This window comes from Echinicola strongylocentroti (genome assembly GCF_003260975.1).
Lineage (GTDB): Bacteria > Bacteroidota > Bacteroidia > Cytophagales > Cyclobacteriaceae > Echinicola > Echinicola strongylocentroti.
The window spans coordinates 4766338-4779535 of sequence record NZ_CP030041.1 but is presented as its reverse complement, the minus strand read 5'-3'; the positions used below and the strand labels follow the sequence as shown (position 1 = coordinate 4779535).

The window sequence follows — 13198 nt, the reverse complement described above, 5'->3', positions numbered from 1 at the left end:
AAAGGGAAAAACACCCTTAACTAAACAGCGTTGATTCCGGGCTAAAGGGGCATCAAAGAAAAGGTTTGATTGGGAAGGGTCTCAAATACTACTTCACTGTCGCCATCAAGTTGGTTGGTAACAATAGTAGCCCCTTCTTCATTTATAAGCATCATTCCTTTTGGCAATAACAAACTACATTCCCTTCCTTTAAGAGAAGTGATTCTTCCTGAGACCACTTTTCCTTCTTCCCACTTAAAATCCACTGTAAATGCGCCCCTTGCCTGCATGCCTTTTACTTCGCCTGCCTGCCAAGATGCGTCTGCAGGTAGCGCAGGGATCAGCCGAATGGTCTCTTGCTCCCCATGGCTTTGGAAGAGCATCTCGATAATCCCTGCCGTTCCGCCAAAGTTTCCATCTATCTGAAATGGAGGGTGAGCACAAAACAAATTGGGATAGGTACCGCCATTGCTCATAACGATCTTGGTCCCGTCACCAGCTGCTGGCTGAAGGAGCTTTCGGAGCAGTACCAAGGCATGGTCTCCATCGCCCAATCTTGCCCAGAAGTTGATTTTCCAAGCCCTACTCCATCCCGTACCTCCATCACCTCGCTGCAGTAAGGTAGCCTTAGCGGCATTGGCCAATTCGGGAGTGCCCCAAGGGGTAATCTCATCGTAGGGGTGTAAGCCATAGAGGTGCGAAACATGCCGATGCTGTGGATCAGCATCATCCCAATCATGGAGCCACTCATTCAAATCACCTTTTTCACCTACCTCATTCGGGGCCAATCGCGCCATCTTCTTGGTAAGCTGATCGACCAAACCCTGATCTTCTCCAAGGATATTGGCTGCCTGAATGGTATTCCCAAAAACCTCCCGGCAGATTTGCATATCCATCGTGGGTCCCATGACGGTATGTCCTTTATAGCCGTTGGGTTTAAGGTAGGCATTCTCAGGTGAGTTGGACGGGGCGGTGACCAAGTATTGGTGCCCAGGCTCTTCGATAAGTACAGAAGAAAGGAACTCCGCTGCGCCTTTAAGGACAGGATAATAGGCGGCCAAAAAAGCCGTATCCAAGGAATAACGATAATGCTCCCACAAATGCTCAGTAAGCCAGGCTCCACCCGTCATGGTGGATCCCCAGCTGGCTCCCTCGCCAGGAGATGTGAAATACCAAGGGTTGCTAATGACATGGGCTACCCATCCTGGCGCATTATAATAGGCTTTGGCTGATTTTTGACCGTTTTCCACCAGATTGGACGTGAATTGATGAAGCGGCTTTGCCAAGTCACCGTAGCCGAGCGGCTCTGCCAACCAATAGTTCATTTGAATATTTATGTCCAAGTGATAATCTCCATTCCAAGGAGCCTGATATTCCGGTGCCCAGATTCCTTGGAGGTTTGCAGGCAGCTGGCCGGGCTGTGAGGACGAAATCAAAAGGTATTTTCCATAGTTAAAATACAGCACTGGCAGCTGGCTGTCTGGATGTCCTTCGGCATACCTAGAAAGCCGTTCGGGAGTACTCAGACTCACCACCCTACTTTCGTGCTTATCAAGCTGAAAATTATTCCTTTCAAATAACGCCCCAAAATCCTTTTCATGTCTTGCCTGAGCTCCATTAGGTTTAAAGTCATTAATAACTTGAAGTACTTCCTCTTTGGGATCAGCACCCCGTAATGCAGGGTTATCTATATCATAGTCCGTAGCCGCTGCCAATACGATCAAGCATTCATCTGCTCCCCTCAGGGACAGTTGGTCTGCCTTCTGGATGAGCTCACCACCAACTGGAAATATCTTCACCATCGAAGCAAACCGCATTCCCGTAGTGTCTTCGTCCGGCAACTCTCCCAGCATTAGCAACTGATCAGTATCCACGCTGTATGTCTCGGCATTTTCTTTTCTATCCAGCCCAAGAGAAAAAGAGATGGCCTCTTTCTCAGATGCTGTCAAATGGACGACCAACACATCATCTGTCAAGCTTACATAACCAATTTGGGAAAAGGAAGTCCCCTCTCTTTTCCACCTCGTCGTGGCCACTCCCCTGTCCAGGTCCAGTATACGAGTGTAGTCAGAATAGGCCGAGGCTGTATCCTGCCAGTTGATCCATAAGTCTCCAAGAGTTTGATAACTGCCATAATGCACGTTTGCCCCTTTTCCACGGCCTGACCCATCTCCTTTAGAAACAAAATTTTCCTGCAGCAGCTGTTCAGCTTCTTTGTTTTTTCCCTGGAGAAGATACTGCTGAATCTGACCCAAATGAACATGGGCATTTTCCCTATCGGCATCCTGTACTCCTCCGGACCACAAGGTCTTTTCATTCAAGACGATCCTTTCGCTATTGGGATTGCCAAAAACCATTCCCCCTAACTGCCCATTGCCTAGGGGCAAGGCCTCTAGGTAATTTTTGGCAGGTTGCTTAAAGTAAAGGCTTTTGTCAGGTGACTGAGCCATTACAGTTGTTTTTAAAGAACACAGGACAATGAATATTAGCATGGAATAGTTGACCATACACTGCCTATTTAGGAATGTTATACTAATCATTTGGAATCAATAAGGTTCAAAAAAAGAGTGGCCCACAATTGAACCCGAAATATGCATTGAACTATCTATGCCCTCCTCCTGAGGCGGACAGGTGATAACGATCCTAATGCATAAACAAGGCAAGGCCAGCCCGATATACGTTCTTCTTGTGTTTTAGCACAATAAAACAAGTCGAAAGCAAAAGTAGTGATTTTAGCGAAGAGGTAAATGATTAGGCATTAAAACAACAGGGCAAACACATTTAAACCCGGAATATGCATTAGCCTATCTGTTGCGACCTGAAACTGCTTCAAAATCAGCCGTTTCACTTTAGTTTTCGGCATAACCGTAGCGGTGCTACGCTAATGCCTCCAAACTAACTGATTTTCTTGCAATTTCAGCTCTCACTACGATTCCTAACGCATAATCCGGGTTAAACCCGGGATTCCTGATTATACGCTTTATTGCCAGTAGGTTTTATTTCTCACGGAACACACAGAATACCCAGAATGAAATAAGGCTTTTCTGAGATTTCCATGTTTTCTGTGAGCACCTATTTAATTTTCCTGTGATTAATAGGAAGCCACTAAGTCGCCAAGACGCCAAGTATTTTGGAGAGTAATAGACCAAGTACACGACAAGCTCCATTTCATCCCTCTTGGTGGCTTCGAGACTTTGTGGCTAAAAAAGGTAAGCCACCAAGGCAATTGTTGTTCCGACAGCTCGGCTGCGGGGCTAGGTAAGTTTGGGTTTTTAACCCGAGACAATGGCTTGGGGGTATTGCACAAGCAGAAAAATATACTATCAAAGAAAAGGAGACAGGAAACCCTGCCTCCTATATAATTGATTATACCAGTTATTTTTTTATCATCCCTGGATAGTATGTACTTTCTGGTAGCTCCATAGATAGATCAAGAAGCTGGTTTACCAATGCAGCAATATCCACCAATTTCATTTCCTGAATTTCCACATTGCCTTCAATCCCCGCTCCCCAAGCAATAAACCCAGTTTCGATTTCGTCAAAATCCGGGAAATACCCGTGAGTTCCACCTACGGCAGGCTTGATGATCGGCCCTTGGGTAGCACTTGAGAAGCTAATACCTTGGATAGGGGCCAAGGCCAAAACGGCATTGGGGTCAGCCCCAACCGTATCGAGCTCTTTCCTGTCGACTACCCGAAATAGTTTTTTTGTAGAAGCAGGTAGATTTTTCAAAATTTCTTTCACCTTTTCTAGGGATTCGTGGTCGTCTTGATCTTTTAAATGCAAGAAGGCCGAGGCACCACTGGTATGGAAGGCAGCCTTCCAGTCCCCTCTGTCTTTTTGATTTTCCATTAGTCCAGCTTCTACCAACCAAATGTTTGGAGAAATCGCACTGTGCGTATTGACAAAACCATGGTCCCCAGTGATGATATAGGTGGTTTTCTCCGTTAGTCCGGCCCTGTCCGCAGCCTCCATGATCTTACCAATGGCCCTATCTATGGCTCCAATTGATTTATAGACCATGGGGCCTTCTCTCCCTTCACTATGCTGAAAATGGTCTGCTGCAATCAGGTGAACCGTAATTAGGTTGGGGCGGTAGGTTTCCAACACATATCCGGCCATATCTCCAATCCGGTCTTCCCGGTTTAGATAATCGCCATTGAAGGTCTTTTCATTTAGTTTTCCCAGTACATTCAATTCCATTTCGGCCATTAGCCCTTTAGGATTTTCCATTTCTCTCATGGGTTCTATTCTTCCATATCCTTCCAGGCTCCAGTATTCCGGGATGTTATAGTCAATAGGGGCATTGACAGATACGGGCCATAGGAAACTGGCGCTTTTCATGCCGTTTTCACGTACGGCATGCCATAGTGTAGGTGCTTGGATCAGTTCACTTTCCCAATACCATTTCCCCGTTTGTCCATCAGGCTCAAATGGCGCATTATAATATATACCGTGCACGGCAGGAGGATAACCGGTGATGATGCTCGTATGGGACGGATAGGTAACGGAAGGAAATACACCCGTAACTCCAAGGGACCTGACTCCCTCTTTGGCCATCGCTTGGAGATTTGGAGAAGGCCATTCTTTTTCTAAATAAAACTCAGGCCTAAAACCATCAATTGATATCAGTACTACATGCTCAGATAGTGCTGTATGTTGGGCATGGCTCCTGTGTTGGAACATCAGTAGGGCAATGCAGGCAATGACGGCCTGCATCCATCTTTTTAATCTTATATTTTTCATCTTTCGATTTGATTTTTAAAAGGGATGTTTTCGTTAAGGAAAATGGTGTTTCTTTTAGCTTTAACCTGGGTTAAACCTCAAATATGCATTAGACTATCCATGCCACGGCGCACAGGTATTACGACCTGATCCGCTGCAGTGAATGCCTCCATCTCCAAGAAAACTGGTTTTCTTGAAGTTTCAAGCCTGTCCCGACAATCGTTGGGACAGGCTATTACGCTTCCTAATGCATAAGACGGGTCAAAAGAATATTTTTCCTGATAGCTGTAACTGGAACGGAGTACCTCCCGGTGTAGTGACCCCTACGTTTGGATTAACTTCGTAGATATAGGATTGGCTCTCAGGGTCAAAATTACGGATGGTCAGCAGGTTCTGGTTGCCGAGGTTTTTGCTGGTTCCCCATGATTTGTTAAGCAAATTGGCAATATTGAATATGTCCATCCCCAATTCTATACCTGATTTTCTGTTTCCTCCAAAATAGATCTTTTTGGTCGCACGTAAATCCCAATTTCCATAGTATCCGTTTACGCCTCCATTGCGTTGTGCTACCGATCCCAAGCTTTGCCGAATGTAGTCTTTGGCAAGGTTGTCAGGATTGGCCAACACGTTGTTCATCCCCTCTACCATGCTTTCGGATAAGCCTGCAGTACTTGGGTCAAAAACGAATGCCAGGTCATTTGAATTTACAAAGTCACCATTAACATTTCCGTTGACGCGAAGGGAATACCGAGTTCCGCCTATTCCGGAATACCTTACCCCTACCGTAAATCCTTTAAATGATGGTAACGTACCATATACGACTACTTTGTTTCGATATTGGCCATTTGAATAACTCATACGAGAGAGGTCTCTGGGGTCGTCCACTACCATATGGAAAAGCGTAGCACTGTTGGCCACATTTCCATTATATGATGTATTGTCTTTGCTGTCATTCCAAGTGTAACTCGCCGTGATCTGTCCGTCTTTGTAATAGCGGTAGCTTCCATCTATGACTACTGTATAGGTGTTGTTTTTTCCTTCGCTGTTGAGCTCCAGTACCCGTCCAATATCATCTGTTTTTCTACCTTGGGTCCAATCGGCGTTCCCGTTGGTAGTACTGATGGATGCTGCGGGAACATATACCCCACGGTTGCCTTCGTCAGATAAGGTAAAGTATGGTTGGTCCACCATATTCCTGTCCACATACATGTAATTATTTCTAGCCAAAGAGGCAATGAAATTCATGCCTAGACGCAACCTGTCATTGAATATTCTATTGTACATAAGGTTTGCCTTATACACTGTAGGTACCTTGAGGTCTTCACTGTTCATATTGATCGTGGTCATCGGAGTCACTTCCGGGTTCTCCAACAGGTCAATGCCCGGGGCTGTGCTTGGATCATCTCTGTAGCTTGGAAAGTCGGGTACAGGCACTTGGTCTCCTGTAATGTCCACGGCAAAAATTTTGGTACCATCAAACTGGAGGTTGTTCACATCTGAGTAGTTGTTCAGTGCGGAACCAAAAACACCACCGCCTATTCTCAAAATATCCTGTTGCTTTTCATTGATATCCCAAGTGAATTGAAACCGTGGCTGGATTTGGAAACCACCCGTCTTTACATCAGTTCTCAAACCGAGTTCGTCATATACCGTTTGGTTAAATGTCGGGCTGTTTTGATAGCTGGTGAGGTCTCCCCTTAAGCCAAGGACCAGGTTCATGCCTTTGCCAAGGTCAGTGTCCGCTTGAGCATATATCCCGCCTCCAAAAATACGTTGTTGGACAGTGGGGTCTTCAGTAGCTACTTCCCTTGCATACCTGTATGGGGTTAAGTTGTCAAAATTTTCCAATCCTGTAAAATAGAACCGTCCATTAAATTCACTAGTGGCAAGAGAGGTCAGGTTATTGAGCAGCAAGTCCGCCCCAAACGTGAAATTGGTGTTTCCCTTGGTATAATACAGGTTATTGACCAACTGATATACATGCGATTCAAAACGCTCGGGAAGGTATCGTTGCCCGCCTAACTGGATGGTTGTATTGACATTGCTTCCATCCACATCAGACTCTACTCGTTGGACAATAGCACGGGGAATATTGGTGCTAGGCAATTGTTCATTTGGCCTACCGTCATCTAGCGTATAGAGGTACTGGAGTTTTAGCTCATTGGTCAATTGATTGTTTATTTCAGTTCTTAACGACGCCATTAGGCTGTTTGCAGTAGAAAGGTGGTCGCCATATACTTCATATAAATTGATAGCGCTGTTATCCGAGACCCCTTGGCTATTTAGATCCCGTGAAAAGTTGTTTCTGATCGTCAAGAGGTTTGCTGGGTTGATTTGGTAATCAATCCTTGCAAAAGCAGTATGAGAGTACCTTTTCTTACTGAAGCTCCCTGTCTGAGGTGAGTCGGCAAGGCCGTATTTGTCCCGACCGATCTGTAGGTACCTGTCAAGTGATTCTTGGGAAAGGTTATACCTGTTTTCATCTTCGGCAGTCCTGATGTCTGCTATATATAATGGCCGGGCATCTCTTTGGCCATCATATGCGACAAAATAATGAAGCTTGTCCTTGATAATGGGCCCACCCAAGGTAAAACCATACTGCTGAATGGAAAACTCATCTTCTCTTTTATTTCCTCGGGTATCATAATTACTGGATAGCCAGTCCGCCCTATTGTAAAGAAAGACGGAGCCACTGAGCGTATTGGAACCAGACTTGGTCACAGCACTGACAATGCCACCACCGCTTCGGCCATTGGTGACATCATAGTCATTTGTAACTACTTCAAATTCCCTGATCGCCTCCATCGAAATAGAAAATGGCCCCCTGTTGGTGGATCCACTTGACAAGGGGCTTTTATTGGTCATACCATCAATGGTGTAATTGGTGGATGAATACAGTTGGCCTAACAAGTTACTTCCCTTGGACACGGGCGATAGATCAACCAAGGAATTGAAATTCCGTCCATTTACAGGCAATGTGGCCATGTCTTTTGCCGTCACCGCCGTAGAGCTCCCAAACCTGTCTATGCTATTGGAAAGGGAATTGGCCACTACGCTGACTTCGCTTAGGCTATGTGCTTCTTCGCTCAGCTGGATGTCCAGTCTTATTCGATCACCCTGGTTAAGTTCATAGCCATTGAAAACTTTGGTTCCGTAGCCAAGGAATGTACAGGTAATGGAGTAGTCAGTACCGAGTGGTAGTTGGTTGACCACATAGTTTCCGGTGATGTTGGTGATGGCAGAGGCGGTAAAGCCCGTCTGTTTGTTGGTGACCAAGATAGCTGCACCCACAAGTGACTCACCTTGGCTGTCAGTTACATTTCCAGAAATGGAAGCATTCGTCGCTTGGGAGTAGGCCTTTGCCGATATTCCCAAAAACAACATACATAACACAATCCGTGTAGTAAATTGAATAAAGGTCTTTTGACTCATAGTGATGTGATAATAGGTGAATTTTTTCCCAAAATTATCAGTCAACTTTCCTATCACATGTTAAAAATTAACATGCCTCTATGTGGTAACAAAATGATAATAAACCAAAAGATACTTGTCTCATAAAAGGTACATCCAAATAGGTTTTTGTGTGTTAATAAAACCTTCGGCGCACCTCATATTATATTTCTTGAAAAAGACCACGGGATATATTGGCCACCGTCTGCCTGGTCATTCCCATCATGTCTCCCAAGTCCTTTTGGGTAAGCAGGTCTAACAACGAATAGGGGGTATTATGGATATCCATGACTTGGATGTCAAAGAATGAATTCAGGAAAATCAATCTTTCACTTGCTCTTTTCTCATTGAGTTTTTTCAACTTCTTTTCGGCACTGCACCACCTTTTTACCACGTATGAAATAAACCATTCGGAGACATGTGGCTTTTGTATTACCATCTGTTTGAAAAATTCCCGATCATAAACCCTAACCCTTGTGTCTATCAATGCTTTGGAATGTTCAAAAAACTGGCTATTTAAATATTTTAGATCACCAAAAAAATCATTCTTGAACACCACATCAAAAGTAAACTCCTCTCCGTCCTCTTTATAACTCCCTAACTTCACGGCACCTTCCAAAATCTCATATAGATACGAATGCTTGGAAGAGGGATCATAGATATAATCATTTTTTTTTATGACCATCTCCCTTACTTTTCCAATGGACTCAGTTGGATAGTTATTGATGATATGTTCATGAAAATTGAAATCCATGTATGAATCATTATTGGGTCGTATAGGTATGGCCATATTATCTTTATTTTTATTATAAAAATACCTGATTGCATTGGTGAACTGATTAATTAATGGTGAAGTGTTTTTAAAAGTAATGTTAATTTAATAGGACTATCCTTAAAAGTGCACGTAAAAAATAGGTCAACACGTGTCATTGATGCTCATGAGCCAATAATAGTAAGACCTCCATGATACTCCGTCCCAAGCTCCCCATCAAACCACCGAATAGTGGTTTTGAGTTAAAAACTCAATGCTAGTTGTTCCGCAGCATAGCTGTCGGAACAACAGTAAGCTAAGAGCGTAGCGGTGCTACGCTCTTAGCTCAATACTAAACCGAGTTTTAGCAAGAAAAATAATTTAACCAATATCCCAGATACACACTAACTAAACGGTATTGAACCCAGAATATACATTAGCCTATCTACGCCACGGCCAGGTATTGCGACCTGAAATTGCTTTGAGCCAAGTTTAAAACTCCGGCATCACATTATAATAAAACGAATACGGATCCAGTACCTTTTCAAAATAATAAGAACTTTCTAAGCCCTTCATTTCCGTGACTGAGAAAAGCACTTCTCCACCTTCATTCAGTGCACTTACTCGATACTCTTCATCAGTCGTCTCTAGTTTTATTTTGGCAATATTCTCATCCCACTTGGAGTTTTGATAGCCAGCCATAAACTCAGAAAGATAAAAAGTACCGCTCACTGGCAGGCCATCTTTAAACACGCCTTTTTCTACAACCCCGTCTCCTCGGTTATAAATCACCTCACCGGTCTTATTTTCTACATCAGAGACCTTGAAAATTACCGTTTCAATACCTGTAGTATCATATACGGTAGCACGTAATTGATTATCATCAGTCTCCATCTGCTTAAGCAGCTGCTTATCCTGCCATACTTCTATTTTCAGAAGATCCCCTGACTTATAAAATGATTTCTTGGTATGCCCTGGGTAATCAGAAGACACCAGCAAGCCATCTGTGGGTTCACCAGCTGTATATACTATTTCATTACGTACTCCTCCCTCCTTTTTGTAATACACACATTCACCATCCAGTCTACCTCGGGAATACGTTTCCTCGCTTTCGGGTTGACCATTCCGATAGTAGGTGAAACGCTTGCCTTGGCGGTTACCTTCTGCATAACTTGTTCTTTCAATCAGCTTGGGCACACCACCTTCCGGATTTAAAAACAACTTCTCTTCACCTTGCTTTTGCCCAAACTGGTAAGGTATCAACCTATATTCATACACGGTACCTTTTTTTACGACCCCCGTCCACGGTGCTCCATCTTTGTAGACTGCTTCCCCTAGCTGTCCTCCGTCTTGATCATAAAAGCGGGCCTTTCCATTATAATCGATCTCCTCTTCAAGAAACATTGGATAGTTTCCGTTCTCATCTCTTCTGGTATAATTTTCAGCATAACTCTTTTTATATACCAACTCTCCGCTTTCATCGTATTTCTTAATATGTCGTACCACACTGGTATCAGAAAAAAACTCGTATTCAGTACCATGCTTCTTGGGGAGATATGCCATTTCTCCTAGTAAATCCCCTTCGTTATCATAAAATTTGGCATCCTTCTTTTCATAACCGCGGGCGTACGTGATATCTTCCCTCAAAGCACCATTTTTATAATAGAATTTATAACGGGTCTTAGTGCCCTTTTCATCATAGAATGTTTCTGATTCTTTAGAATTCCTACCCTTCTCAATGGAAGAATTATAGAAAGCATACCTGGACCGATCCCCATTAGTATAATCTTCTTCTATATACAGTTTTCCTTTGTAATTCAATTGATAAAACGTGCCGTTATAGGGTTTCTTCTTACCATTTTCATCCTCTTTATAAGTCAGCTTACCTATGATATCTCCTTTTCGATCGTAAAAAACACTCTCATCGCCTTCCCGACTTTCAAATTTGGCACCGTCACCATAGTAGCTGATTTGTTCGGTCAATTCTCCCTGGACATAGGTGGTTGTCACATTTTTCTGTTGGTCCACCATAGTCCCTTCAAAGGGCTCCCCGCCTTTATAGACCAACTCATGTTCTACATGCCCTTCTTCATCATAGGACACTGTCTTTTCCAACCCCTTCTCACCATAAATATTCACCGACAGTAAATTTCCGTTTTCTTGAAATTCCTTTCTTTCGATGACATTTCCATTTCGGAACTCCTCGATATCTAGAATAGATGGTGATTCATGAAAGTAGGACTCCGTAAAATTGATCCGGGTTCCATTTATAGGAACACCATGTAGGCCATACCATCCTTCTCCGGCCTCTTGCCTACCTACAAGCTCTCCAAGCTCTATTCCTTCCTCATCAAAATAGACGGTATAAACCGTATCATTATCTACATGAATCTTTTCCCGGATTCCGCCTGATGGATACCACACTGTTCCTTTTTGGAATATTCCATGCTTATAAGAAACTTCTCTTTTCTTCATTAGAGGATCATAGAAGTAGTTTACCTGAACCCCATCGTAAGTAGATATATCCTGGGTATTATCAGCATCCATCTGAAGCTCACCCAAGGCATTCCCCTTACCGTCAAAATAATTTATCTTCAAAATATTTCCAGACTCACCTTTCACCATTCGGCTATCCTCAATCATCCCTTTCTCTGGCATTTCCAAAAACAACTTTTCGTGGATGGGATTACCATCTTGATATTCCAAAAGTCGGTAACACTGATAGGACTCGATAAAGGTGAGTAGTTTTCCATTGGACACCCTTCCATCCACATACTGGGCAGTAGCGTATGCTTTTCCGTTATAGTAGGTGACAAATTCCCCAATCAGCACTCCCATTTCATAATTGGCCTTCTGCTTTAACTGGCCATTTTCATGGTACCACTCGACAGTACCTTCAAAGACCTCCTGATCTTGTGACAGGGAAAGCCCCTCCATCTGCTTGGCTCCAGAGGCGAAGTAATCCACCATCCAGTATCCTTCGTCTTTTGGTTGGGGGGTGGGACGATAAAAAGACGCACCGCCCTTATCCGTCTCCTTCCAATCACTGTCAAACCATGTAGTATCTTGTTGGGCAATGGTTCGTTCCATGGCAAAAAAAACCACGATAATCATTATATAAATCTTCATTATTTTATCTTTTACAACAACTAGGAAAACATACCCACTAGCCGTTTATTGGTGATTTTCCACTTTTCAAACACACTAATTCTCACAAAATTATGCAATCTAAGTTGGTCAAAAAAAAATGATAGTGAGTTTAATGAAAAAGATGATTAAAATCACTCAGGCTTATAGCTGTAGCCACCTATCTACTGACAACTGTCCACAAGCCTCTTCGACTCATAGAAAATCCTCTACTATTCGTCACATCCCAGTAGCACGAAATCCTCCAATCCACCATCACGGCTTAGAGCGAAACTGATAATAACTAGCCGTCCGACAAAAAGTAGGCTCTGTCGAACGGCTTGGTAAACTATTCTTCTACCGTTCCCTCTATACTACTGACCGAAAAAGCCCCGAAGTACCCCAAGGCCGTGTCACCAAAGTTGGAAATAGGATTGGAAGGGGCTATCCCCCCGCCATCGATGACATCCACAAGCATGCGATAGTAATCATAAGTGGACTTATCCAAATGCCTTAATTCCACATAAACGTCATCACCCTCCTCAAGGGTATGTGGGAAATCATAATCTTGGGCATTCCCATCAGTGAATTTGTCATTATAAAGCCAAAAATTATCATCTTCGATCATGTCACCATCAAAATCAAAGACGTACACCTCTCCATTGACAAAGACATTGAAACTATAGTTATCCCCTAAACCGGGAGGATCCCTAAAATAAGCCTTAAAATAGTATCCCTCATCATAAAGTAGCGACTCTTCTTCAAACCGGAAACCCAGGGAGTCAATCAATACCTGTTCCGCTGGCATACGGCTTTGGGCGGTGTAGGTCTGGTTTTCGTGCTCCACAGTAAGTGTATATGTCACGCCTCTTTGGCCTTGAAGATCAGTTGTCTGGTACTCCCCTTCTTCGGTTTCCACTAACACCTCTGTATTCCCCTGATCATCCGATATCTCCACATGGGCTCCACTAATCGCAGGAAAAACATTGTCTTCATAAAAACCTACTGATTCGGTTATGGTCACCGTATATGGGCCAGGCTGATCGGTAACGATTCCCTCTATAGCTATTCGGGCCTCTCCTTCATCAAGGTCCAGCTCGATCACGTCCTCACACCCCATCAAGGTAATGGACAGCAATAAGATTAATCCGATATATTTTTTCATGA

Annotated in this window: 6 protein-coding genes; all 6 read right to left on the bottom strand. The window is 43.6% G+C overall.

Going from position 1 to position 13198, the window contains the following annotated elements; translation table 11 throughout:
• Nucleotides 1–41: 41 nt before the first annotated feature.
• The 6 genes from DN752_RS18750 to DN752_RS18725 all read right to left on the bottom strand — a co-directional run bounded on the left by DN752_RS18750 (nucleotide 42) and on the right by DN752_RS18725 (nucleotide 13196).
• A complete protein-coding gene (locus DN752_RS18750) occupies nucleotides 42–2429 on the bottom strand; it encodes a glycoside hydrolase family 95 protein (protein ID WP_245949307.1) in 2388 nt (795 codons plus the stop codon).
• 925 nt (nucleotides 2430–3354) lie between these two features.
• Nucleotides 3355–4725 carry an alkaline phosphatase family protein gene (locus tag DN752_RS18745; RefSeq protein ID WP_245949306.1) on the bottom strand — a complete coding sequence of 457 codons (1371 nt, stop codon included), beginning with the start codon at nucleotides 4723–4725 and terminating at the stop codon, nucleotides 3355–3357.
• A 240-nt stretch (nucleotides 4726–4965) separates the two neighbouring features.
• Nucleotides 4966–8136: a TonB-dependent receptor gene (locus DN752_RS18740; RefSeq protein WP_112786615.1), complete on the bottom strand. Its 3171-nt coding sequence runs from the start codon at nucleotides 8134–8136 to the stop codon at nucleotides 4966–4968.
• Between the two features lie 181 nt (nucleotides 8137–8317).
• On the bottom strand, nucleotides 8318–8944 hold the full coding sequence (locus DN752_RS18735) for a Crp/Fnr family transcriptional regulator (RefSeq protein ID WP_112785381.1): 627 nt from the start codon (nucleotides 8942–8944) through the stop codon (nucleotides 8318–8320).
• 453 nt (nucleotides 8945–9397) lie between these two features.
• Nucleotides 9398–12034, bottom strand: coding sequence for a toxin-antitoxin system YwqK family antitoxin (locus tag DN752_RS18730; protein ID WP_112785380.1), 2637 nt, complete (start codon nucleotides 12032–12034; stop codon nucleotides 9398–9400).
• Between the two features lie 346 nt (nucleotides 12035–12380).
• A complete protein-coding gene (locus DN752_RS18725) occupies nucleotides 12381–13196 on the bottom strand; it encodes a DUF4249 domain-containing protein (protein WP_245949305.1) in 816 nt (271 codons plus the stop codon).
• Nucleotides 13197–13198: the final 2 nt, after the last annotated feature.

Coding starts and splice junctions, on each gene's coding strand:
- DN752_RS18725 (WP_245949305.1), bottom strand. CDS start 13,196: ATGAAAAAATATATCGGATTAATCTTATTGCTGTCCATTACCTTGATG.
- DN752_RS18740 (WP_112786615.1), bottom strand. CDS start 8,136: ATGAGTCAAAAGACCTTTATTCAATTTACTACACGGATTGTGTTATGT.
- DN752_RS18730 (WP_112785380.1), bottom strand. CDS start 12,034: ATGAAGATTTATATAATGATTATCGTGGTTTTTTTTGCCATGGAACGA.
- DN752_RS18735 (WP_112785381.1), bottom strand. CDS start 8,944: ATGGCCATACCTATACGACCCAATAATGATTCATACATGGATTTCAAT.
- DN752_RS18750 (WP_245949307.1), bottom strand. CDS start 2,429: ATGGCTCAGTCACCTGACAAAAGCCTTTACTTTAAGCAACCTGCCAAA.
- DN752_RS18745 (WP_245949306.1), bottom strand. CDS start 4,725: ATGAAAAATATAAGATTAAAAAGATGGATGCAGGCCGTCATTGCCTGC.